Below are 25,207 nucleotides of genomic sequence, written 5' to 3' on the forward strand. Positions count from 1 at the left end.
ACGGCTAGATTGGCCTCTACCGAAAATTGGGTGGGGGAGCAATTACTTTCAGGAGCGGAATCCTGATGCGAGGTGAAGAATAGGCAAAAACAGGCTGCGATTCAGGCATGGTGAGACAGGCCATCGGAGCGATTATTGACGAGCGGGGAAGTATGAACGGACTAAGCCATTTAGCTCGTCGTACCTGGGAATTTAGGGGTTGATCAGCTCTGGTTTTGTCGGGATACAACCAGGCGGCTTCTTGTTTCAATTTGGTTTCGGCTTCGTCCCGGAAGCCATAGATATAAACTGTGTCGGTACGCACTTCGCGATGCAGCACATCCACCATGTCGCCGTGCCACTCAAATTCGCCTTCATTGAGCAGATAAGCGGTTGTGCTGGTTATGTCTTTTCTGGCGACCGTAATCAGAATAAGCTCATCGGCAGAAAAGTAGGATTTGTGCGCAAATACCCATTTGGCCACCCATTCACGGGCACAGTAATAGCCATACACACTCAGCAAAGCCAGCGCAGCTGTTGCCAGAAGGGTACGGACTATATGAATACGGCCAAAGAGCATTCGTTTTCAGTTACTGGGAAGGATTCAGGCTACTTAAACAAAGACCGGAAAACTTACCCGTTTGGCCTGACCTTGCTTTGAATGGCGGGTTTCAGATTGTCCAGCGCTTTTAATTGTTCCGCCAGTTTCTTCGACAGCGTATTGTATTGGTCAGATTGCTGCTGAGTTGGTTTTGAATCATCAGATTCGACAAAGCCTTCCAGGGCGGTAAATTTGGTATTCAGCCGCACCGGATGATTGGTCAAATCCTGCGTGGCTTTGGCCCGATACTGATACAGTTCGTCCTCAATGCGGAGCAGTTTATCTTTTAAATCCTTCACTGTCGGATCGTCCGAAGAATGGTACGTACTGTCCAGTTGCTGACGTAACTGGCGAATCGTCAGAACGCCCTTACGCAGTTCATTGATTCGTTCCCGAATCAGGATGAGCATGTCGAATTGCTCTTTAAACTCTGCCGGTGTTGTCTCAATTCTGGGATCTTTGATGATCTCGAATGTCTGGGTATACGTTTTACCATCGACTGTTAGCTGGGCCTGGTAGGTACCTGGCATAGCCAGTGGCCCTCTGGCCCGACCATGAGTTACTGAGTTAGGCAATGCAATTGGGTCTGGGTAGCGCATGTCCTCCCAAACGAAGGAGTTGCCACCCGCTTCGGCGGGTAAGGCCGGTTCTTTCCGGGCAGGCGCTGTCGGCTGACGTATTTCGGCCCGACCTGCTGAATCTTTCGAAGCGGTTGCAGAGCTGGATTGGGGAATTGTAGCCGTAGTGACGTTGCTTTTGTAGGATTTGATGAGCTGACCGCTGGCGTCCAGAAAATCCAGGGCTATCTGGCTTTTTGGCTTCTCCGGCAAATAATAAACGATTTTAACGCCATTGGGTGGATTTTTTCCTAATTCGCCGGGTCCATTTGGTACCGGCTTTATGGCTGGGTCCAGGCTCGCTTTAAACCGCACGGTTGGGCGGGGTTTGAACAAGTGAATAGCCGATTTTTGTACCTCATCAGTTAGTTGATGCAACACGGTGAGGTCGTCCAGAATCCAGAAGGAGCGTCCGTGGGTAGCGGCTACCAGATCGTTGTTCTGAATGGCCAGATCATGAATGGGCACAACAGGCAGGTTTAGTTGCAGGGGCTGCCAGCGTCCGCCGTCATTGAAGGAAACATACATGCCTTTTTCACCACCCGCATACAGTAATCCCCGCCGTTTGGGATCTTCCCGAACAACCCGAATGAAATCATCATCGGGAATCCCCTGCGTGATTTTTGTCCAGGTTTTGCCGTAATCGCTGGTTTTGTAAACATAAGGGTGGAAGTCATCCTGCTTGTATTTCAGGGCGGCAACATAGGCCGTAGCAGGATCATGCGAAGATGGATCAATGATGCTGATACGGGCAAACGCTGGCATGTCTTTGGGGGTGACGTTTTGCCAGGATTTTCCATTATCTGTAGATAACTGGACATAACCATCATCCGAACCGGACCATAAAACCCCAGCTTTCACCGGTGATTCAGCCAGCGCAAAAATCGTCCCATACCACTCTACGCCCGTATTGTCGCGTTTGATGGGACCCCAGTCTTTTCCAATCGACTCGTCATCCATCGTCGGTGTTTTTTCGAGCGTGGCCGGATCAGATCTTGATAAATTAGGGCTGATTACCTGCCAGCTTGCTCCCTGATCGGTTGACCGATGCACATATTGTGAGGTCGCATAGAGCACCTTTGGGTTATGCGGAGATACCATAACGGGATATGTCCATTGAAAGCGGTAGGCCAGATCAGCGGACCCGTAGCCATACATATCATCCGGAATGACCGATACATCTTTAAGCTGATTTGTCTTCAGATTCAGGCGGGTAAGCCAGTGGTGATTGGCCGCAAAAATCAGGGTCGGATCATTTTTGTCGAAGGCGATGTAGCCAGATTCACCTCCGCCCACGTCGTAGTTTTCGTGGGGGTAAATGGCTCCGTAATCCGAACGGCTGGGGACGGAAATTGTGGTATTATCCTGCTGTGCGCCATAAGCCCGATACGGAAATTTGTTATCCGTGATAACGTGGTACATCTGCGCCGTTGGCTGATTGTAGACCGACGACCACGATTTACCGCCATCGAACGTTACCGTTCCACCTCCGTCATTCGCCTGAACCATTCGATTCGTATCGTTGGGGTCGATCCAGAGCTGGTGGTTGTCGCCATGCGGTGGGTCAACTTTTTTGTACGTCTTCCCACCATCATTGGATTTCCACATATCGATGTTAAGCACCCAGAGCGTTTCGCTGTTTTTGGGATCTGCCGCGAGGTGATGGTAATACCAGGGCCGTTGAAACAGATCCGCAAACTGACTGACAACCTGCCACGTAGCTCCAGCGTCGTCGGTGCGGTAAACGCCCGTCTGTTCGTTTTCGGCCTCAATAATGGCCCAGATTCGATTGGGTTTTGAGGGAGACAGCGCCAGGCCGATGCGTCCCCGATTGGTACCGGTTGGTAAACCCTTATTGCGGGTAATATCAGTCCAGGTGTCACCGCCGTCCACGGTCTTGAAAATGCCCGCGCCCGGCCCCGCGCTGCGTACGCCCCACGGAAACCGGCGAAACTCAAACGTAGAGGCATACAGCGTTTTGGGATGAGCCGGGTCGATGGTCAGGTCGATGGCACCGACGTTTGGGTTTTTGTACAATACCTTTTTCCAGGTTTTGCCGCCATCCTGTGTCCGAAAAATACCCCGTTCCTCATTCGGGCCAAACGCATGACCAAGAGCCGCAACGTAAACAATATCGGGATTGGCTGGGTCAATAATAAGCGACCCAATATGCTGTGTATCGGTCAGGCCAATGTGCGTCCAGGTTTTACCCGCATCCGTGGATTTGTAGACGCCATCGCCGGGCGACAGATTTCCCCGCAGCGTATGTTCGCCCATTCCAACATAGATGATACTGGGATTCGACTGGGCTACCGCAATGGCCCCAACAGAACCCATTTTGAAAAAACCATCCGAGATGTTCTGCCAGGTAATCCCTCCATTTTCTGTTTTCCAGACGCCACCGCCGGTTGTTCCCATGTAAAAGACCAATCGTTCCGTAGGATGTCCCGCCACGCAAACCGAACGCCCCCCCCGAAAAGGGCCGATCAATCGCCATTGCATGGCTTTCATGACCGAAACATTGACCTGATTCGGGTCATTTGCCGTTTTAACAGATGTTGACTGGGCCGTCGTTTGGAAACCGTTCAGGATCAGAACAACAAACCCAACGCAGACAAAAAGGGCATAGTAATGTCTCTGGCCGCGCAGTACAAACTTGAGCTGTAAACCATTGACTATGTTGGGCTTGACCATGACGAGTACGGGTGAAGTAGATAGGCAACTGGGTTACATACCCACGCTTTTGTTTGATTTTACCAGTTTGTCCAACTCGGTGAGCTGCTTCGTCAGTTCGCCGGATAATTCCTCATATACTTTATAAGAACCATCGGTTGGTTTAGCGTCGCCGTTTTCCACACTGCGCCAGAGAGCCGCCAGCCGATTGTTCAGCTTGATCGGGAAGTTCAACGGGTCCTGACCGCTCTGATTCCGAATCTGATACAGGTTTTCTTCGATGATACTCAGTTGCTCTTTTAGCTTCTGATTCGCTGGATTGTCGGGCTGCTTCGAGAGTTTTTCCTTCAAGGTCCGAATTTGAATGACGGCATCGTTGGCTTTGCTGGTTTCATCTCGCAGCTTCATCGCCATCTTAAACTGTTCCTGCACATCGGCCAGAGTAACGCCCTTCAACCGGGGATCGAGCCTGATCTCAAACGGCTGCGTAAAGGATTGGCCACCCACCGTAAGCCGTACCTGATACTGACCCGGCAAAGCCAACGGGCCAGATGTTGGGCGAGCGCCCCACATAATCATGCCTTTAAAATAGGTAGCACCCGGATAGCGAAGGTCCCATTCGTAGCGGTTCAGCCCAGCAGCTGTTGTGGGTAACTTCACCTTTGGCTTACCCGAATCATCGTCGTCATCGTCATCCTTTGCATTCGTCGGTTTATTTCCTGTAAACGACTGAATCACTGTGCCCGCTGCATCCAGAATTTCGAGTTTAACACTGTCGGCCTGCTTCGCCAGATAATACTGAAATACCGCTGGCTGAACCCGCCGAACGGCATAGTAAGGCTTGAAAAGATGCACGTTTTTCTTAGCCAAGTCAGGTGTAAATTCCCGGACAGGAGCGATATCGTCCAGAACATAAATTGACCGGCCATGCGTACCGAGCACAACATCTTTCTCCGTAACCTGTATGTCCGCAATCTGCGTATCTGGAAGTTTCAGTTGCAGCGGTTGCCAGAGTTCGCCATCGTTGAACGACACCCAAACGCCATGTTCCATACCAGCGTAGAGCAGGCCAGGACGCGTGATGTCCTCACGGATGGTGTGCGCAAAGTCATCGGGGCGGAGGCCGTTAATGATCTTTTTCCAGGTTTTTCCGTAATCATCCGTCTTGTAGATGTACGGCGTCCGGTCGTCCATCTGGTACCGTTTGGCGGCTACGTAGGCCGTACCGGGTTTGTAGCGCGATGCCTCAATGATGCTGATACGTGTGTGTTTAGGTAGGTCTGGTGGCGTAATTTTCTGCCAGTTTTTGCCGTGATCGCGAGTGATGTGTATCAACCCATCGTCGGAGCCAGCCCAGATCGTGTTGACGTCATGGTAGGAGGGGGCCAGCGCAAAAACGGTTGCGTAGATTTCAGGACCGTTCATGTCCATGGTGATAACGCCACCACTTTTACCGAGCGTTGCCGTATCGGCCAGGGTCAAATCCGGACTAATCTTTTCCCAGCTCTGGCCTTCGTTGGTCGATACCCAAACGTGCTGTGAACACACGTACAGCCGCTTCGGATCTTTAGGCGCAAACACGATGGGGTAAGTCCACTGCCAGCGTTCGGGAAGGGCGCTGGCTGGCTCGCCGGAGAAGAACCGGGGATATACCTGAACATCGCGGTTCTGACCCGTCGAACGATCATAGCGTGTTAATAATGCACCCTGACTGCCTGCGTAAAAAATGTCGGGGTTTTTGGGGTCCTGTGCAATGTAGCCACTTTCACCCCCGCCCACTTCGTACCCCCATTCACTTTTCTTGATGCTGTTGCCCTTCACTAATTGATTAGACCAGCCTTCGCTCGCCACCGCAATCGTTGTATTGTCCTGCTGGGCACCCGCAATGTGGTAGGGGAAATCGGTGGTCGTCGTAATGTGATACAGTTGAGCCGTCGGGAAGTTTTCGTCAGTCCAGGTTTTGCCGCCATTGACCGATACCGCACCACCGCCGTCATTGGACGTAATCATGCGGGTTGAGTCGGTTGGGTCAATCCACAGATCGTGATTGTCGCCATGAGGGACAGTGATCGTTTTATTGAATTTTACGCCACCATCCGTCGATTTATAAAACCCAACGTTCAGGCAGTATACACCGTTTTTGTCGAGTGGATCGGCGAAAATACGCGAGTAATAAAAGGCACGCTGACGTAGTTTACGTTCGTCGTTAACGTGCTTCCAGGTCATTCCGGCATCATCAGACCGATACACCCCGCCATCTTCAGCTTCGACAATGGCCCATACCCGGTTCGGATCTACAGGCGAAACGGTTACGCCAATCTTGCCAACGGTGCCTTTGGGCATGCCTGGTTTACGGGTTAGCTCGGTCCAGGTATCACCCCCATCCGTTGATTTGAACAGACCGGAATCGCCACCGCCACCCCACATTTTCCAGGGTTTTCGATATACCTGCCAGATTGATGCATATAGAACGTTCGGGTTTTTGCGGTCAATGATGATATCGACTCCACCCGCTTTATCACTTTTATACAGGACTTTTTTCCAGGTTTTGCCGCCGTCGGTCGTTCGAAAAATACCGCGTTCTTCATTGGGGCCGTATGGGTGACCCAGGGCCGCCACATAAACGATGTCCGGGTTTGTGGGATGAATGCGGACGCGGGCAATCGCCTGCGTGTTTTTCAGGCCAATGTTGGTCCATGTTTTTCCGGCATCGGTTGTTTTGTAGACGCCATCGCCCTGCATGATGTTGCCCCGAAGCTGGGTTTCGCCCGTTCCGATATAAACGATGTCGGGATTGGTTTCGGACACGGCAACTGCCCCCACCGACGAGCTTTTCAGTTGTCCATCCGTGACAGGTGACCAGCTCTGCCCGCCGTCGGTTGTTTTCCACAGGCCGCCACCGACAGCACCGAAATAATATTCCTGTTTGCGGCCCGGTGAACCCGATGCACCCAGCGACCGACCGCCACGGGTTGGCCCGATATTACGCCAGGCCATTCCTTTAAAAACTGGATTACTAGCCGTATCGGTAGGTGTTTTTTGTTGTGCCTGGAGCTGGCTGCTTAGAAATACGGTGCCAATGGCAGTAATAAAAAGTAGGGCGAAGTCCTTCATTGGTAGAGGAAAATTATGACGAAACGTTGATTCAATAGTGCACTGGGGAGAACTAGCAATTATGATGGCCGGTAGATGATGTACGGATAGGGGAAACCTAAGCAAACTTAGCCAAGTCCATCCCTATTTCACAATAAAGAAGTCAGGAAATGTATTCTGCTTTTTTCTGATATGCAGTATTTTAATTTAAACTAATTCTTGCTTGATGCCTATTTATTCTTTTTTAAGCTATAAAAGCAAAATAAATATTAATTCTATGCAATTTTTCGTGACGGGAAGCTGCTAGCACACCTAGCTTTAAAATTGCCGAAACAGATTAAAATTTTTTACATGAGTAACAATGCATAGCTGGATTGTGACTGCCAAGTTTTTGCATCGAGATTCAGCTTGCCGGGAGAAATCGGGTGCTTATGCTGAGGGAAACCTTGGAGCTATTTAAACTTTTGTTTTATCAGTGTTTTTGTCATCCCGACGCAGGAGGGATCTTCGGGTAATGACTATTTTAGGGACTCAACCGAAGATCCCTCCTGCGTCGGGATGACAAAAACACACTGATCCATACTTGATTTTAGAAAGTTTAAACAGCTTCCTTATTAAAGATTCGTTTAATAAGGGATATATGGGCTTTTTTCTTCTTTTTGATGCATAATTTTGCATCGCTCTTCATTGGCCAAATCTTTTATGGTAAATAGGAAATTTACTGCTTGCATAGGTACACTTCTGGCTTTATGGCTTATACCTGGCCTCTCACAAGCCCAACGAAAAACTAAATCCGTCGCAAAACCAGTTGCTGTTCGTGCTTCTGATAGCCTGTACAATGGCTTACGGTGGCGTAACATTGGTCCGTTTCGGGCCGGTCGGGCGTTAGGCGTTGCTGGTCACCCGAGTCAGCCGCTGACGTATTATTTTGGCGCTACGGGCGGGGGCGTCTGGAAAACGACGGACGGGGGCGGCAACTGGGTCATGGTGTCGGATTCTACCTTTAAATCCAGCTCGGTGGGGGCCATCGCCGTAGCGCCCTCCGACCCGAACACGGTTTATGTAGGAATGGGCGAATCCGATATCCGGAGCAATATTGCCAATGGGGATGGCGTCTACAAATCGACGGATGCGGGCAAAACCTGGAAACATGTGGGCCTAAAAATGGCCGATGCCATTGGCAATGTTGAAGTTCACCCAACCAATCCTGACATTGCTTATGTAGCCGCACTGGGCAATCCATTTGCCCCCAACAAAGAGCGCGGTGTATTTCGCACAACCGACGGCGGCAAAACCTGGAAGGCCGTGCTTACCAAAAATGACAGTACGGGTGCCGCTACGGTGAAAATTGACCCTAGTAACCCGTCGATCATTTACGCGTCGATGTGGCAGGCGTATCGGAACAGCTACAAGATGAGCAGCGGTGGCCCCGGCAGTGGCCTGTTCAAATCAACGGACGGGGGTGATACCTGGATCAGCCTGAGCAATAAGCCTGGAATGCCCAAAGGCGTATTAGGCAAAATTGGTATAGTTGTCTCGCCCGCTAACTCCAACCGATTGTATGCGATGGTCGAGAGCGCCAAGGGTGGTCTGTACCGGTCTGACGATGCGGGCGAAACATGGCAACTGATCAATGAGGACAAAAACCTGTGGCAACGTCCGTGGTATTACATGATGATGGGTGCCGATCCGCAGGATGAAAATGGACTGATCGTGCTGAATGTCAACGCGATGAAATCGTACGATGGCGGGAAAACCTTCAAGGTACTTAATGTCCATCATGGTGATACGCACGATATCTGGTGGAACCCTAAAAACGCACAGAATTTTATCATCGCCGACGATGGTGGGGGTGAGGTAACCTACAATGGCGGGGCTACGTTCTCCGATATTGATGTGCCAACCGGTCAGTTTTACCACGTTTCGGTGGATAACGACTTTCCCTACAACCTGTATGGAGCCCAGCAGGATAATACATCGGTACGGATTGCCAGCCGCACAACCGGTAACTCCATTGGTAAAGACGCCTGGTATCCGGTGTCGGGGGGCGAGTCGGGCTATATTACGCCTGATCCGAACAATCCCGATGTGACGTATGGCGGCAGCTATGATGGTTTGATTACCCGTTATGATAAGAAAACGGATCAGAATCAGGTCATTAACGTATATCCCGAATATTTTATGGGCTCACCGTCCTCGGCCCGGAAATACCGCTTTCAATGGACATACCCCATCGTTTTTTCTCCGCACGACAACAAAACGCTGTACATCACCTCGCAATACGTACACCGCAGTACCGACTATGGCCATTCGTGGGAAGATATCAGCCCCGATTTAACCCGCAATGATCCTAAAACACAGGGCGATACGGGTGGTCCCATTACGAAAGACAATACAGGTGCTGAAACCTTCCCGACCATTTTTACTTTCGCTGAATCGCCGGTCGAGAAGAATGTATTCTGGGCTGGTTCCGATGATGGCCTGATGCACATCAGTCGCGATGGGGCGAAAACCTGGCAAAATATTACGCCACCCGCGTCGATGTTGCCCGAACTGGCCATTATGAGCATCGTACACCCGTCTGATCATACGCCCGGCAAAGCCTATCTGGCTGCCAAGCGGTATATGGCGGGCGACCGGACACCGTATATGTTCAAGACAACAGATTATGGCAAAACCTGGACAACGATCAAATCGGGGATTCCGGCAGATGAGCATTGTCATGTTATTCGCGAAGACCCCAACAAAGCCGGATTGTTGTATGCCGGAACGGAGCGGGGCGTTTATGTTTCGTTCAATGATGGTGGTTCCTGGGAGAAACTGAGTATGAACCTGCCCGTTACACCCGTGCGTGACCTGCAAATCCATAAACGGGAAAAAGATCTGGTCATTGCCACCCACGGACTGGGGTTCTGGATTATGGATGACATTACGCCCCTCCACGAATTGATGGACTTAAAACAGGCAGGCAAAGCGATGGCAACGGCTCACTTGTTTAAACCGCGTCCTGCGTATCGGATGGATGGCGGAGCGGGAGGGGGCCGGCGTGGCGCGCCCATTGATGAAGGCGAAAACGCACCCAATGGCGTTATTACCCGCTATTATCTGAAAAGCAAGCCGACAAAAGAATTGCGCCTGATCTATATGACAACGGGCAACGATACCATCATTACGTACTCAAGCACCAAAGACAAAAAAGGGCAGCCCTTTAAAGTGCCGGTCGAGTTTTATCAGGATGAAACGGCGCCCCGGTCAGGCATGGCCTCGGCGCATCCGGGCATGAATGTCTTCGTCTGGGACATGCGCTACCCGGATGCCACTGCCGTTGAGGGAACCAACGTGATGTGGTCTGGACGCGGAACGGGCGCTAAAGTTGTACCCGGTGCTTACAAAGTGCGGCTGTTAGTGGGCGATTCGCTGATTGCCGAACAGCCAATCGAAATCCGGAAAGATCCCCGCCTGGCTACGACCATTGCCGAATTGCAGGAACAGTTTGATTTACTGCAAAAAATAAATGGCAAAATTTCGGACGCCCACAAGTCAATCAACCAGCTTCGGCAGATCAGAAACCAGATCAATGGCTACACCAACGGCGTCAAAGACCCGAAAGTCGCGGAGAAGTTCAAGAACGCGGCCAAGCCCATACTGGACGAACTGGACAAGATCGAATCCACGCTGATGCAGCCCAAATCGAAAGCGGGGCAGGATGCGCTGGCCTATCCCATTCGGTTGAACGATAAGATGGCGGGTGTTGGGTCGGCCGTTTCGTCGGCCGATGCCAAACCTACCAAGTCGTCTCTGGCGGCTTACGATGATCTGGGCAAGCAGATTGATAACGCAGTGAATAAATTGAAAGAAGTGATCAATACCCAGGTGCCGACGTTTAACCGGATCGTAACCGAACAGCAAGTGCCGGCCATTATTATCAATCAATAATCTTCAAGTAACCCCCGGACTAACCTCCGGGGATATTTAGTTGTATGACGCTTTCTGACAAAACCGTTTATAGTCTGCACCGAATTTCGGGGTTGGTGGGTGGACTGTTCATCATCATTCTTACCATTACCGGCTCGATTCTGGTCGTTGATCGGCAGATCGACAACCTGCTGAATCCAACCCTAACCCAGGTTGAGCCCGTTGGTCAGCGCCAGTCTACGGGTCAATTGCTGGCTACGGTGCTTCGCCAATACCCATCGGCCCAGATACGGAGTATCAATATGGGCGACAGTGTCAAAAAAGAAGCCGTCCGGGTTGATCTGATTGATAAGGGCGAGTGGAAATGGGTAGCGCTAAACCCATACAGCGGGGCCATTATTGGGGAGCGCAACGCCGATGCGGCCTTTGTCCGACGAGCGCGTGAACTTCACGAAAATCTGTTGCTGGAGCCCGTAGGCGGGTTTATTATGGGACTGGCGGGCATCTGTCTGCTGGCATCTGTGCTGACTGGAACCTGGTATTATCGACGGTCGTTGCTGAGTGTATTCAAAATCGGCGTTCGCTGGAATAAATCGGCGCGTATCGTGTATGCCGACATTCACAAATGGCTGGGTGTGGTCGCTTTACTGTTTATGCTGCTGATGAGTGCAACGGGCATTTTCTTTCACTGGGAACAGATTGAACGGAAATTTGGCGGCCCTGAAAACCCGGAACAGGCCAACCTTTCTCTAGTTTCACCGGCAAGCATTCCCGTTGATGCGGCACTAACGACGGCCAAGGCGTCCATTGCCGACTTCCAGCCTCAACTCATTGACTTTCCGAGACCCGGTGATAGTACGTTCGTGATTCGCGGCAATATGCCGGGCAGTATCCGGTTGCTGGGGAAATACAATGTGGCCGCTACGATGGATGCCCGGACGGGTACATACGTGAGTGGACTCAATGCCCGCGATGCTGATCTGGAATACATCGCCGAGCATATTTTCGAGGAATTGCACTTTGGGCGCTATGGCGGCTGGATTTCCCAGATTATTTACATTCTCCTGGCGTTGGCAACGACCGTTGTAACGATTACAGGCCTGTTTATCTGGTTCTTAAAACGTAATTAATCGTATTGTTGCATGACATATATCCATTCTGCAAAGCGGCTCTTGATGCCGCTTTTTATGCTTGTTTCACTGGTTAATCTTCGGGCGCAGCCTTTGGCACCGAACCTGTTCGATGCCATGAAGTGGCGAATGATTGGGCCACATCGGGGTGGACGAACGGTGGGCGCGGTGGGTGTGCCGCAACAGCCCAATGTCTTTTACATGGGTGTCAATAATGGGGGCGTCTGGAAAACAACGGACTATGGCCGTACCTGGAATCCGATTTTCGACGATCAGCCCACGGGTTCCATTGGCGACGTTGCGGTAGCGCCCTCCAACCCAAACGTTGTATACGTGGCCAGTGGTGAGGGACTTCAGCGTCCGGATTTGTCGGTGGGAAATGGTATGTACAAATCCACCGATGCCGGAAAAACATGGGCGTATCTTGGCCTGAAAGACGGGCAGCAGATTGGGGGTATTGCCATCGACCCAACGAACGAGAATCGCGTTTTTGCCGCCGTATTAGGCCATCCCTACGGTCCAAATCCCGAACGGGGTGTTTACCGGACAACGGACGGTGGCAAGACCTGGGATAAGGTGCTCTACAAGGACGAAAACACGGGCGCCGTTCAGGTGACCATTGATCCGAAAAATCCGAATATCGTTTACGTCGATCTGTGGGCCGCCCAGCAAGGGCCCTGGGAAAATGCGGCCTGGCAAGGCCCCGAAAGCGGTTTGTATAAATCGACGGATGGCGGAACAACCTGGCAGAAACTGGCTAATGGGCTACCTACTATTGAGCAGGGGCTGGGTCGGATTGGCTTTTGCATTGCGCCCAGCGACCCGAATCGGCTATACGCCACGGTCGATGCGACCGAACTTGGTGGGGTGTATCGGTCCGACAATGCGGGGCAATCCTGGACGCGTATCAGCAGCGACCGGCGACTATGGGGGCGAGGCAGCGATTTTGCCGAAGTGAAAACGCATCCAACAAACCCCGACATCGTTTTTATTGCCGATGTAGCCGCCTGGAAATCAGAAGACGGTGGCAAAACCTGGAACGACTTTCGGGGTGCACCGGGTGGCGACGATTATCATCGGCTCTGGATTAATCCAAACAACCCGGATGTGCTGCTGCTTGCTGGCGATCAGGGCGCTATCGTTACGGTCAATGGCGGGCAGACGTTCAGCTCGTGGTACAATCAAGCGACGGCTCAGTTTTACCATGTCAGTACCGACAACAGTTTCCCGTACAACGTGCTGGGTGGTCAGCAGGAAAGCGGGTCCGTTGGTATTTCCAGCCGGGGCAACGACGGCGAAATTACCTTTCGCGAATGGCATCCCGTGGGCGTTGAAGAGTATGGGTACGTTGCCGCTGACCCGCTTGATCCCAATATTATTTATGGTGGCAAAATCACCCGGTACGACAAACGGACCGGGCAGGTTCAGAACATCGCGCCCGAAGCCGTTCGGAGTGGTAAATACCGGTTTGTGCGAACGGCCCCGGTGTTGTTCTCGCCTGTCGATCCTAAAACGCTTTATTTCGCTGGCAATGTGCTGTTTAAAACCAGTAATGGGGGTCACTCCTGGCAGGTTATCAGTCCTGATCTGACGCGAAAAACCTATCCTGACATTCCCGAAAGTGTTGGTGTTTACCGCACCGAATCCATGAAAACGATGCCTGCGCGTGGCGTAATTTATACCATCGCTCCATCGCCAAAGGCCGTTAACACCATCTGGATCGGTACAGATGATGGCCTGATTCAGGTGACGCGGGATGGGGGTAAAATCTGGCAAAATGTTACTCCGCCTGGTGTTGGTTCATGGAGCAAAGTGTCGTTGATGGATGCCGGGCATTTCGATGTTAATACGGCTTATGCCGCTGTGAACCGCATCCGTTGCGACGATATGCGCCCACACATTTACCGCACCCACAATGGCGGGAAAACCTGGCAGGAAATCGTGACGGGATTACCCAATGATCCGATTAATGTCGTGCGGGAAGACCCCATTCGGAAAGGATTGCTGTTTGCCGGGTCAGAAACAGCGGTTTATGTGTCTTTCGATGATGGTGCTCACTGGCAATCGTTGCGCCTGAATATGCCCGCTACATCAATCCGGGATTTAGTCATCAAAGATGATGATCTGGTGGTGGGAACGCACGGCCGGTCGTTCTGGATTCTGGATGATATTACGGCCCTGCGTCAGTTAACGCCCGAGTTAGCAAAGGCCGCAACGATTCTGTATAAGCCCCAACGGACCTACCGCGTGCGGTGGAACATGAACCCCGATACACCCTTGCCACAGGAAGAACCTGCCGGTCAGAACCCACCCGATGGAGCCATTATTGACTATTATCTGAATGGAAAGGCCACTTCTGCGGTCACGCTAAGCATTACGGATGCGACGGGAAAACTAGTTCGTCAGTTTAGTAGCGATGAGAAACCCTATGATGTCCCAGATGTGAATTTGCCGACCTACTGGATTCGGCCCCAGCAGATCTTGTCCGGGGCGGCCGGTGCCCATCGGTTTATGTGGGATTTGCATTATACGCCATTGCCCATTCCGCCGTCGTATCCGATTGCCGCAACCTATCATCAAACCGCTCCCGACCCAACGTCTCCGTGGGTTTTGCCGGGTACCTATACAGTTAAACTGACCGTCAACGGAAAGACCTACTCGCAGCCGCTTACCATCACGATGGACCCACGGGTGAAGACTGCTCCCGCCATTCTAAAGCAACAACACGATCTTTCCTTAGCCGCTTACCAGAAACGACAACAGATTCTTGCCTGGCTAAACGAAGCAAAAACCCTGAAAAGCCGGGCGACAACCGATGCACAGAAGAAAACATTGGACGGTCTTCAGACTAGCCTGAACGAATTGAACCGAGCTTTTAATTCAGTCTTTTCCATTCTGCACGACAGCGACAGTGTACCCACAACGCAGGTGCTTGCCGCTGCGAATGAAGCGCAGGCAACCTTCAAAAAAGTTACTGAGCAGTGGACTGCCTGGAAAAATAGCATGCGGTAATTGATAGCCATATATTCTTCTTGAACCGGTGGAGCAACTGTTCCATCGGTTTTTTATTTTTTCCCGCAAGAACTCTTATTACGAGTAAATCAACCGACTTAACCCCCTACAAAACAGCTTCGTTTGCGAGTATTGGTTGTAGACAATGTCAATGAGTAAGCTATTTAGTTCGTCTTCTATTTATCAAGCCTTCCCTTTTTTATAGATATTCTGTTTTTATTAAGATTAAGTCTGTATAGTGAGTTAATAATTAATATTTTCAATATAATATTTTTTATAAATTAGAAATATAAATATTAAATTTTGATTAGTTGTTATTTGTTTATCATATACTCTGTATATTTGAGTACCCTTAAAATAGTATAGGTTGTTGCTATTTAGGTACGTAGCAGGGATGCCCAAATAGCAATTCTAACCCCTCCCTGATGTTGGCATACGAGTTCAGAAGCATTCCACATCACCAGCTTTATAAATCGATTACCTGTATTCCTGCCTCCAGCTACGTATAAGTCTGAGGAGATTAATGCTGTTGCTGCGGATCAATCAGTCTATTTCAATATATACTTTGTTGGCCATGTTTAACCTTTCTCTTCCGCGTGCTTGTTCGGCGATGTTGTTATGCTGGACAATCAGTCTACTTTCCAGTGCCACACTAGCTCAAAAAGTCGATTTGACCCAACTGAATCAGCTTAAATACCGGCACATAGGGCCCGTTGGAAACCGAATTAGTACGGTAACCGGAGTAGTAGGTAACCCATTGGTTTATTTTGCGGGTGCAGCTTCAGGCGGTATCTGGAAAACCGTAGACGGAGGAGCAAGCTGGAAACCCATATTTGATGGTAAGCCGGTTAATTCAATTGGGTCGATAACCGTTGCTGATTCAGATCCTCAAATTGTATGGGCGGGTACCGGTGAACCCCATATTCGCTCTAATGTTTCGGTTGGAAATGGCGTCTGGAAATCGCTGGATGGTGGAACAACCTGGCAGCATATGGGCCTTGAGCAAACAGGCCGTATCAGCCGGATGATCATTAACCCCACCAATCCTGATATTGTGTTTGCTGCTGTGCAGGGTCATAGCTATGCCCCACAAAAGGATAAAGGTATTTATCGCACCCTGGATGGCGGTAAAACCTGGACCCAGGTCTTATTCGTCAATGACAGCACGGGCGCATCGGATCTGGTGATGGACCCCACCAATCCGCGCATTCTGTTTGCAGGCATGTGGCAACTGGACATCAAACCCTGGGGTCGGCAGAGTGGTGGAAAAGGAAGCGGTATTTTTGTGTCCCGCGATGGTGGCACTACCTGGAAACGACTGACGGATCATGGCTTACCAAAACTGCCCGTTGGTAAAATTGCCCTGACCATATCGCAGGCTAACCCGCAAAAAGTATACGCACTCATTGAGACCGGTGATGGCGTTCCCATGTTTGGCAATAAGGAAACCGAAGCGGGTGAGCTCTGGCGATCCGACGACGGTGGTGAAAACTGGAATCTGGTCAGCTATGACCAGAGCCTTGGTAGCCGGGGTGCGTATTATACCCGCTGCAAAGTATCGCCCGATAATGCCGACGAACTGGTTGTGCTGGCGGAAGCTTACAATATCTCAAAAGACGGAGGACGAACGTTTCAGAAAGCGGTCAATCCGTCGATTCCCAACTGGGACCACCACGAACTTTGGATTGACCCAACGAATCCTAACCGGTATGCGGTGGCCGGAGATGGCGGTGTTTCTATTTCACACAACCGGGGCAAAACCTGGTCCCGTGTTCAGCTCCCGGTGGCGCAGTTATACCATGTAACCGTTGATAACCGGATTCCGTACAACGTATATGCCAATCGTCAGGACGGGCCTTCCTCACGTGGACCAAGCCGCTATACGGGCACAGATTTCCATTTCGACGGAATCTCAAGGGGGGAATGGCTCGACGTGGGTGGCGGTGAAAGTGGTTTTGCCACCCCTGATCCAACGGATGCCAGTATTGTATGGTCAAGCGCTTCTGGCTCCGGTGCGGGTGGGGGTATTGTGGTCAGATTCAATGAAAAGAACCGTCAGTTCAGGCAGGTTGAGGTCTGGCCGGAAGCTACGTTTGGCTCTCCCGCAAAAGACGTAAAGTACCGTTTTCAATGGACCTTCCCGCTGTTGATCTCACCCCATGACCATAACACCATTTACGTTACCAGTCAGAACGTTCATAAAACCACCAATGGCGGGCAAAGCTGGGAGGTCATTAGTCCCGATCTAACCACCAACGATAAACGGAAACTAGGTATTTCGGGCGGGCTTACTCCCGACAATATCGGCGTTGAATACGGTTGCGTGATCTATGCGTTCGACGAATCGCCCGTGCAGAAAGGCGTGTTATGGGCTGGTACCAACGATGGTCTGGTTCAGGTCAGTGTTGATGGCGGGGCCAACTGGCAAAACGTTACAGCGAATATCAAAGGACTTCCCCCACTGGGAACGGTACGGAATATTGATGCCTCGAAATGGAAAGCGGGCAAAGCGTATATCACCATCGATTTTCATCAGGTAGGCAACTTTGAATCGTATGTTTACAAGACTGAAGATTTCGGGAAAACCTGGACGAAAATAATCGAAGGCATACCCCAAAATACACTGAGCTACGCCTGTAATATCCGGGAAGATCCGACCAAGCCGGGCCTGCTTTATCTGGGCACGGAGAATGCCTTGTACATTTCTTTCAACGATGGCGCTCACTGGCAGTCGCTGATGACGAATTTGCCGTCTGCGCCTATGTACTGGCTGGCTGTCCAGGAAAACTTTAATGATCTGGTCATTGGCACCTATGGTCGTGGCATCTGGATTCTTGACGACATCACGCCCTTACAGCAGGCAACGCCCGAAATTACAGCGTCGGCGGCTCACTTATTTGCCCCCCGGCCGGCTTACCGGTTCCGACCCATTACGACCCCATATTCCATGTTTGACGATCCATCGGCGGGCGAAAATCCTCCGACTGGCGCACCCATCAACTACTGGTTATCAACCGATACAAAAGACAGCCTGACGATCACGATCAGCGATGCGAACAATGTGCCCATTCGGACAATGCATCACAAAGGCAAAGCGGGAATTAACCGGGTTTGGTGGGATTTGCGGGAAGATCCGTCCACAGCCATTATTGCGCGCAACAAACCGTTGAATGCCGACTGGTTCAATTTGGGCGATAGTCGTTCCATGCCTGCTCCGGCAGCTCCTAAAGGCCTTTCGCCACTAGTAAGTCCGGGCACTTACACCGTCACCTTAACTGCTGGGGGTAAGACATTTAGTCAGAAAATAAAAATATTGAAAGATCCGAATTCCGACGGGTCAGAAGCCGACATTGCTACGCAGTACGAACTAATTTCTACGATAAAAAAAGACCTTAATTCAATTGCTGAGCAGGTTAATCAGATCGAATGGCTGCGCCGACAACTCGCAGATATGAAGACACTGATGGCCGACCGGAAAGACACGGGCGACGTGAAAAAAGCCATTGATTCGCTGAATGCTAAATTGATTGGGGTAGAAGAAACGTTCGTTCAACTAAAGGTGCCCAGTGGGATTCGCTGGACTGCGCAAACAACCGAGAAACTGCTCTATCTGGCTTCCGCTGTTGAAACAGCCGATTTTCCACCTGCCAAACAGCATCTGGATGTTTATCAGGTCCTAAAAAAACGCCTTCAGGAAAGTCAGGCCAAAGCGCAGCAAGTAATAACAACCGACGTGCCGTTTTTTCTGGAGCAGCTCAAGAAATACAATGTCAATTCACCAATTATTCTCAAAACACATTGAGGTTATTTAGGTCTGAGCTACTCTGATTCACACTCTACCAAAAGGAAACCCCTCCTTAAAGAGTTTACACCCCTATCCTCCAGATCCAAAGCTGGCTAGTCCAGCCAATCTGCCTCTCCATTCATGACCCAGCTGACCTTTTTCCCGCAATGACTAAGGCAACATGAGCAGAAACAGGACAACTCTTTACGCCCCAAAGAACCATAGGTCGAGTCTAAGTTGAGACGTTGGTAATAGGAGCCTCGACGCCGATAATAAGCATGCGCCGACTGAATACGCCAAGCCACTTCGCCCAAGTGCTGAGCTAAAAACCAACTCTCCACCAAACGGGCCAGGCGCCATTGCCATCCGCGAAGGGGTGAATGCGGGCTAGCCACAGGTGAAGCAAGGAGGTAAAATAGAAAACCTCTTCTACGGATAAGGTCTGTGGGTTGATCACTTTTCAGAAATTCTTATCGTCTGACGCGGTGTCTCAAGCTCAATTTTGGGATAGAACAGATGCTCTTTGGATTTGTGTCACAAGACATAACACAGTGATTGGGTGGCTGGCTAGGGATTTTTCACCGAGTTGTGTTCCATCTTGGCTTTGTCAAAGCTGTAACAAATCCAAGTTTACAAATTAAGCTATTTAACGTAAAACGTGGCTATTTCGGAAATTGACGCCAATTCTAGCTAACCTGAGAAAGGTTGCAAAACTAAGAGTAGGTTAAACTGTGGCTAATTTCAATTTCTAGTGGTTTTTTCGCGGTCAAGGCACTCCCAATCGATTACTATCTAAAAAACGGCCGACTAGGTTCGTTCGAGGAAGATATAGTTTCTTGATCTAAGTTTAGCCAAGGCTGTTTTAGGATAAGAGTTGATAAGTTGCTTTCACCTTCTCCTATATTCGGACCAGCGCATCAGCATTACTGTGCTGAACAGCCAAGAGGTCTGCTTTGGCGGGCAGGTTGATCAGTTTATTGAGCAACGTATAAATTCGTTTAAATTCATCCGGGGCCGCCCGTGCAGTCAGTCGTCCTGCCTCGTGGTTTTCATAGTTCACTAAATTAGATGATTCTTAACTTAATGTCCAGTTATAGCAGACCCAGAGAATATTCGCCCTCATGACAAAATAAAAAACGCCTAACTAGCTGACTTTAGCTAGTTAGGCGTTTTTTTTAGTAGCGGGAGCTGGACTCGAACCAGCGACCTTTGGGTTATGAGCCCAACGAGCTACCAACTGCTCCATCCCGCGATGTTTGGACTGCAAAGGTACGATAACATTCTATAAATACAACTATCTTTGTGAAAAAAAGTTTATTCGCTGTCTGAAACGTTTTTTGTCAGGAGTGAGTTGTTTGCTAAAGCCGCTGGTAATCAGCCAGCGGGATCACCTCAAAGAATGAATACGGAAATCATTGAAAATTTCCCGGCCAATCATAAGGCCGGTTTCGTCAGTATCGTTGGTAAGCCCAATGTCGGTAAATCTACCCTGATGAATCAGCTCGTTGGCGAACGACTGTCTATTATCACCTCCAAAGCACAGACGACACGCCACCGGATAATGGGTATCCTGAATGGAACTCATGACGGACAGGAGTTCCAGCTCGTTTACTCCGATACCCCTGGAATCATTAAACCCCAGTACAAACTTCATGAGTCAATGATGAGTTTTGTACGTGGCTCCATTGAAGATGCCGATGTTGTGCTGTTTGTAACGGATATTTTTGAACAACACGACGAAAACGACGTCATCGAGCGACTGCAAAAATCAGAAGTGCCTGTGCTGCTGCTGATCAATAAAATTGACCAGGCTACGCAGGATCAGGTGATGGAAAAAATTGCATACTGGAAGGAACATTTCAACGCTCAGGAAATCATTCCTATCTCAGCACTGAACGGCTTTAATATCGACCAGGTATTTGACGGGATTATCAGTCGACTGCCGCAGCATCCACCGTATTTTCCCAAGGACGAACTGACCGATAAACCCGAGCGATTTTTTGCCTCAGAAATTATTCGGGAGAAAATTTTCCTGAACTACAAACGCGAAGTTCCCTATAGCAGCGAGGTAGTTATAACAGGCTTTAAGGAAAAAGAGGATATCATTGTTATTCAGGCCGAAATTCTGGTCGAACGAGCTACACAACGAGCTATTCTGCTTGGCGAACGTGGTAACATGATTAAAAAAACGGGCATTATGGCCCGCGAGGAACTGGAGCGTTTCTTCGGTAAAAAAGTATTTTTAGAGCAATTCGTAAAAGTAGAACCCGACTGGCGTCAGAAAGAGCGGATGCTCAAGCGGTTAGGGTACGATGAATAGTAAGTATTAGGAGTTAGTAGTGAGGAGTGAGAATGGTAGGTGAAAAGATTGCTGCCGGATGGATTCTCACTCCTCACTTCTCGCTCCTCACTCCTTCAAAAAAATGGCAAACATTGTAGCAATCGTTGGTCGCCCAAATGTGGGCAAGTCCACGCTGTTTAACCGCCTGACGGAACAGCGACAGGCCATCATGGATAACCAAAGTGGTGTTACACGCGACCGGCATTATGGCACGGCCGAGTGGAACGATAAATATTTTACAGTCATCGATACAGGTGGCTATGTTGTTGGCTCTGAGGATGTATTTGAAGAGTCGATTCGTGAACAGGTTGAAATTGCCATTCAGGAATCAACGGTGTTGTTGTTTGTTGTTGATACGCAAACGGGCATTACTGGCTTGGATCAGGACTTTGCCAATATTCTACGCCGGACCAAGAAGCCAGTATACGTGGTCGCTAATAAGGCCGAAACTGGCGAACGGGCGCATGGTGCTGCTGAGTTTTATGCACTTGGATTAGGTGATCCGTATGCAATTTCATCGCAGACGGGCACGGGCACTGGCGATTTGCTCGACGAGGTGATCAAGCATTTTCCAACAGCTGGCGTTGAAAATCCAGATGCCGGGATTCCAAGAATTGCGATTCTCGGTCGTCCAAACGTTGGTAAATCGTCGTTTTTGAATGTTCTGACAGGGCAGGAGCGTAGCATTGTGACGCCCATCGCTGGTACAACCCGAGATGCGATCGACACCCGCTACAAAGCTTATGGTAAAGACTTTATTCTGACCGATACGGCTGGTATTCGCCGTAAAGCGCGTATTGATTCCAACGTTGAGTTTTATTCGACATTACGTTCGATTAAAGCCATGGAGGATTCGGATGTTTGTATTATTCTCCTGGATGCAACGCGCGGTCTCGAATCGCAGGATTTGACCATTATTGGCCAGGCCGTGAAAGCGAAAAAGGGCGTAGTAATCATGGTCAATAAATGGGATGCGGTTGAAAAAGACCAGCATACTGCCGATAGATTGCGTAAGGAAATGATTCAGCGAATGATGCCTATCGACTATCTGCCTATCATTTTTGCGTCGGTTCATGAGAAGCAACGTATTTTCCAGGTGATGGAAAAAGCGATGGAAGTTTATGAGAACAAGACGAAAAAGGTAGCGACGTCGAAGCTAAACGATGCCATGCAGCCTGAAATCGAGAAATATCCACCGCCGGCTATCAAAGGGAAGCATATTAAAATTAAGTACATGCTTCAGGTGCCAACGCCTTCGCCAACGTTCGTATTTTTCTGTAACCTGCCTCAGTACGTTCAGGAATCATACCAGCGCTTCCTGGAGAACAGGCTTCGAGAGCATTTTGACTTTACAGGTGTACCGATTACGGTATTTTTCCGGCAAAAATAAAGTACAGAGTAGGGTTAATATAGTCAGGAGTAGCCAGGTATTGTTCGTCTAATTACGATACTCGGCTACTCCTGACTATTTTGGTCAGTATATCATGAAAACTTCCTCACGTTATTGGATTGGCGCTTTTCTGGTTTTTTTAGCTGCTTTTTGTTTTGCCTGCAAAGGCATTCTTATCAAACTGGCCTACCAATACCAGATTGACTCGATTTCGCTGCTAACATTACGGATGTTGTTTGCGCTGCCATTCTACATCGTTATTTTAGTCAATTTGAACCGAAAGCAATCCCCGGCTAAACTAACAGGTCGGCAATGGGCAGCTCTGGCCATATTTGGGATTACAGGCTATTACTTTGCCAGTTTCTTCAATTTTTTAGGCTTGATTTACATAACAGCAAGTTTGGAGCGTATTCTTCTATTTGTCTATCCAACCTTTGTGCTGCTGATGAACGCCATGGGCTTTGGCTTGCGGGTCACGAAATTACAGATCGTAGCGCTTATCTTAACCTATGCCGGGATTCTCCTGGCGTTTTGGGGCAATATTGAGACTTCGGCTCAAAACAATGTCGTCTTAGGCGCCTTCTGGGTTATCCTTAGCGGATTGGTCTATGCTGTTTATCTGGTTGGTAGCGACCGCATGATTCCATTAATTGGGTCGCTGCGGTATACCTGTTATGCCATGATTGCCGCCACCGTACCAACAGTGCTGCATTGCGCGGTTCAAAATGGGTTGCATTTGGGAGGCTATCCACTACCCGTATATGCCTTAGGGTTGGGGATGGGCATTTTTGTAACCGTGATTCCGACGTTTATGATTGCTGAAGGAATTAAGCGGGTAGGGTCGGGTAATGCCTCTATTATTGGCAGTATTGGTCCAATTTTTACAATTTTCCTGTCGACCACTATTCTCCATGAAACGATTAGCATTGAGCAGATTATAGGTACCCTACTGGTATTGGCTGGCGTCTTTATGATTGGTTGGAAAGGAAACAAACAGGTAACTCCTTCTGTAACCAACTAACAAATTGTGCCTATTATCAGGGTATTACTTACTTAAAGGTAAATAGCCTGCTATATAAAATAAGTATCATGTTACGATAGGATTACAAAAACAACCATTAAATAAAGTTGCGCTCACGTTCAGGACGTTAGTATTTTACATATGTCTATTTTAGGAGTATATTGGCCCCCGTTATTACCCAAACAATTACCCACCTTATCATGGCAACCGAAAAAATTTTAGATGACGAAAAACGCATTGACAAAGCGGCTTATGTGCTTAAAGCTGTTGCGCACCCGCTGCGAATAAAGATCATTCAGATGCTGAATGAGAGCAAAGAGTTAAATGTGTCGACTATCTACAAAAATCTAAACGCCGAACAATCCCTCATTTCGCACCACTTAATTAACATGCGCGACAAAGGTATTCTGGATATCCGGCGTAGCGGCAAAAACATTTATTACTTTCTGGTCGATGCGGCTGTAGCGGAGATCATCGACTGTATTTACAAGAGTAAGTTAATAAGCTAATCCGGTTAGAGGGCACATGAAAAAGCGTCAGAAAAAAGTCTTTTTTCTGACGCTTTTTGCTTACCGACTGTTAGTTAAATAGATCGCCGGTTTTATAAGGCGGTATGATACCAAGATGAATATAAGCCCGCTCGGTAGCTTCTCGTCCGCGCGATGTTCGTTTTAGGAAGCCTTCCTTAATTAAGAACGGTTCGTAGACTTCTTCAATCGTTTCAGATTCCTCCCCACAAGCCGTAGCAATGGTTGAGAGACCTACCGGCCCCCCTTTGAACTTCTCGATAATTGTTGTCAGAATCCGATTATCCATTTCATCTAATCCATTCTGGTCAACTTCCAGAGCACTCAACGCGATTTCAGCAATATCGACGTTGATGTAACCGTTCCCTTTAACCTGGGCAAAGTCGCGGGTACGGCGCAGGAGGTTGTTCGCGATACGCGGTGTACCCCGGCTCCGACGTGCAATCTCATAAGCGCCTGTTTCGTCAATGGCGGTTCCCAGAATAGCCGACGACCGTTGAACGATGGAGGTTAGAAGTTTGGCGTCATAATATTCCAATCGGCAACTGATACCAAAACGGGCTCTTAGGGGAGAGGTAAGCATACCCGCCCGAGTTGTGGCGCCAATAAGCGTAAACGGATTCAATTTTATCTGCACGGTTCGGGCATTGGGGCCGGAGTCGAGCATGATGTCAATTTTATAGTCCTCCATCGCCGAATACAGGTACTCTTCCACAATAGGGTTGAGTCGGTGAATTTCGTCGATAAAGAGCACATCGTTTGGTTGCAAATTTGTCAACAAACCAGCCAGATCACTGGGTTTATCCAGCACAGGTCCGGAAGTCATTTTGATACTGGCGTTGAGTTCATTGGCAACAATGTGCGATAGGGTTGTCTTACCTAACCCTGGGGGGCCATGAAGCAAAACATGGTCGAGGGCTTCGCCCCGTTGCATAGCCGCCCGAACAAATACTTCGAGATTTTCGAGGACTTTTTCCTGCCCTGTAAAGTCCTCGAAGGAGAGGGGTCTAAGCGCCCGTTCAATCTCCTTGTCGGTCGCACTCATGCCCTCTGTCGAGCCCTTTAAAAAGTCATTTCGCATGATTTTGAATCGTATAGACCCGGCCAAATGACTGCCTGAAAAT

Annotated in this window: 14 protein-coding genes and 1 tRNA gene; 8 read left to right on the top strand and 7 right to left on the bottom strand. The window is 49.4% G+C overall.

The window, feature by feature from the left end; all coding sequences use genetic code 11:
• Positions 1–16 precede the first annotated feature (16 nt).
• From ACYVGR_RS02395 to ACYVGR_RS02405, 3 genes are read right to left on the bottom strand one after another with little or no spacing between them, the layout of a single operon-like run.
• Positions 17–559, bottom strand: coding sequence for a hypothetical protein (locus ACYVGR_RS02395; protein ID WP_460953652.1), 543 nt, complete (start codon positions 557–559; stop codon positions 17–19).
• Between the two features lie 53 nt (positions 560–612).
• Positions 613–3,891 (bottom strand): WD40/YVTN/BNR-like repeat-containing protein, encoded by a 3,279-nt coding sequence (locus ACYVGR_RS02400; RefSeq protein ID WP_460953654.1) that lies wholly within the window; start codon positions 3,889–3,891, stop codon positions 613–615.
• A 33-nt stretch (positions 3,892–3,924) separates the two neighbouring features.
• Positions 3,925–6,984 carry a VPS10 domain-containing protein gene (locus tag ACYVGR_RS02405; protein ID WP_460953656.1) on the bottom strand — a complete coding sequence of 1,020 codons (3,060 nt, stop codon included), beginning with the start codon at positions 6,982–6,984 and terminating at the stop codon, positions 3,925–3,927.
• 681 nt (positions 6,985–7,665) lie between these two features.
• Here ACYVGR_RS02405 and ACYVGR_RS02410 point away from each other — a divergent pair.
• The 4 genes from ACYVGR_RS02410 (at position 7,666) to ACYVGR_RS02425 (ending at position 18,822) form a co-directional block, all read left to right on the top strand.
• On the top strand, positions 7,666–10,899 hold the full coding sequence (locus tag ACYVGR_RS02410; RefSeq protein WP_460953657.1) for a WD40/YVTN/BNR-like repeat-containing protein: 3,234 nt from the start codon (positions 7,666–7,668) through the stop codon (positions 10,897–10,899).
• Between the two features lie 44 nt (positions 10,900–10,943).
• Complete coding sequence (locus ACYVGR_RS02415) at positions 10,944–12,008, top strand: PepSY-associated TM helix domain-containing protein (protein WP_460953659.1); 1,065 nt, start codon at positions 10,944–10,946, stop codon at positions 12,006–12,008.
• A 12-nt stretch (positions 12,009–12,020) separates the two neighbouring features.
• Positions 12,021–15,020 carry a WD40/YVTN/BNR-like repeat-containing protein gene (locus ACYVGR_RS02420; protein ID WP_460953661.1) on the top strand — a complete coding sequence of 1,000 codons (3,000 nt, stop codon included), beginning with the start codon at positions 12,021–12,023 and terminating at the stop codon, positions 15,018–15,020.
• 574 nt (positions 15,021–15,594) lie between these two features.
• Positions 15,595–18,822: a WD40/YVTN/BNR-like repeat-containing protein gene (locus ACYVGR_RS02425; RefSeq protein WP_460953663.1), complete on the top strand. Its 3,228-nt coding sequence runs from the start codon at positions 15,595–15,597 to the stop codon at positions 18,820–18,822.
• A 304-nt stretch (positions 18,823–19,126) separates the two neighbouring features.
• Here ACYVGR_RS02425 and ACYVGR_RS02430 read toward each other — a convergent pair whose 3' ends face one another.
• From ACYVGR_RS02430 to ACYVGR_RS02440, 3 genes are all read right to left on the bottom strand, one after another.
• Complete coding sequence (locus tag ACYVGR_RS02430; protein ID WP_460953665.1) at positions 19,127–19,261, bottom strand: Fic family protein; 135 nt, start codon at positions 19,259–19,261, stop codon at positions 19,127–19,129.
• 441 nt (positions 19,262–19,702) lie between these two features.
• On the bottom strand, positions 19,703–19,864 hold the full coding sequence (locus ACYVGR_RS02435; protein WP_460953666.1) for a hypothetical protein: 162 nt from the start codon (positions 19,862–19,864) through the stop codon (positions 19,703–19,705).
• Positions 19,865–19,983: 119 nt separating this feature from the next.
• Positions 19,984–20,056, bottom strand: a tRNA-Met gene (locus ACYVGR_RS02440).
• Positions 20,057–20,203: 147 nt separating this feature from the next.
• On the opposite strand from ACYVGR_RS02440, the gene era reads away from it, so the two are divergent.
• The 4 genes from era (at position 20,204) to ACYVGR_RS02460 (ending at position 24,065) form a co-directional block, all read left to right on the top strand.
• Positions 20,204–21,124, top strand: coding sequence for a GTPase Era (gene era, locus ACYVGR_RS02445; RefSeq protein ID WP_460953667.1), 921 nt, complete (start codon positions 20,204–20,206; stop codon positions 21,122–21,124).
• Positions 21,125–21,227: 103 nt separating this feature from the next.
• The gene (gene der, locus ACYVGR_RS02450) at positions 21,228–22,535 is read left to right on the top strand and encodes a ribosome biogenesis GTPase Der (RefSeq protein WP_460953669.1); all 1,308 of its coding nucleotides are present in this window, start codon (positions 21,228–21,230) and stop codon (positions 22,533–22,535) included.
• Between the two features lie 94 nt (positions 22,536–22,629).
• A complete protein-coding gene (locus tag ACYVGR_RS02455) occupies positions 22,630–23,556 on the top strand; it encodes a DMT family transporter (RefSeq protein WP_460953671.1) in 927 nt (308 codons plus the stop codon).
• Between the two features lie 200 nt (positions 23,557–23,756).
• Positions 23,757–24,065, top strand: a complete 309-nt coding sequence (locus ACYVGR_RS02460; RefSeq protein ID WP_182459671.1) for an ArsR/SmtB family transcription factor — start codon at positions 23,757–23,759, stop codon at positions 24,063–24,065.
• A gap of 70 nt (positions 24,066–24,135) precedes the next feature.
• Here ACYVGR_RS02460 and ruvB read toward each other — a convergent pair whose 3' ends face one another.
• A complete protein-coding gene (gene ruvB, locus ACYVGR_RS02465) occupies positions 24,136–25,164 on the bottom strand; it encodes a Holliday junction branch migration DNA helicase RuvB (protein ID WP_460953673.1) in 1,029 nt (342 codons plus the stop codon).
• Between the last annotated feature and the right edge of the window lie 43 nt (positions 25,165–25,207).

It is taken from the genome of Spirosoma litoris (assembly GCF_054776755.1).

Excerpts from the sequence above, each read along its gene's own strand:
- ACYVGR_RS02460 (WP_182459671.1), top strand. The coding sequence starts at position 23,757 with ATGGCAACCGAAAAAATTTTAGATGACGAAAAACGCATTGACAAAGCG.
- der (WP_460953669.1), top strand. The coding sequence starts at position 21,228 with ATGGCAAACATTGTAGCAATCGTTGGTCGCCCAAATGTGGGCAAGTCC.
- ruvB (WP_460953673.1), bottom strand. The coding sequence starts at position 25,164 with ATGCGAAATGACTTTTTAAAGGGCTCGACAGAGGGCATGAGTGCGACC.
- ACYVGR_RS02415 (WP_460953659.1), top strand. The coding sequence starts at position 10,944 with ATGACGCTTTCTGACAAAACCGTTTATAGTCTGCACCGAATTTCGGGG.
- era (WP_460953667.1), top strand. The coding sequence starts at position 20,204 with ATGAATACGGAAATCATTGAAAATTTCCCGGCCAATCATAAGGCCGGT.
- ACYVGR_RS02395 (WP_460953652.1), bottom strand. The coding sequence starts at position 559 with ATGCTCTTTGGCCGTATTCATATAGTCCGTACCCTTCTGGCAACAGCT.
- ACYVGR_RS02455 (WP_460953671.1), top strand. The coding sequence starts at position 22,630 with ATGAAAACTTCCTCACGTTATTGGATTGGCGCTTTTCTGGTTTTTTTA.
- ACYVGR_RS02420 (WP_460953661.1), top strand. The coding sequence starts at position 12,021 with ATGACATATATCCATTCTGCAAAGCGGCTCTTGATGCCGCTTTTTATG.
- ACYVGR_RS02425 (WP_460953663.1), top strand. The coding sequence starts at position 15,595 with ATGTTTAACCTTTCTCTTCCGCGTGCTTGTTCGGCGATGTTGTTATGC.
- ACYVGR_RS02410 (WP_460953657.1), top strand. The coding sequence starts at position 7,666 with ATGGTAAATAGGAAATTTACTGCTTGCATAGGTACACTTCTGGCTTTA.
- ACYVGR_RS02400 (WP_460953654.1), bottom strand. The coding sequence starts at position 3,891 with ATGGTCAAGCCCAACATAGTCAATGGTTTACAGCTCAAGTTTGTACTG.
- ACYVGR_RS02405 (WP_460953656.1), bottom strand. The coding sequence starts at position 6,984 with ATGAAGGACTTCGCCCTACTTTTTATTACTGCCATTGGCACCGTATTT.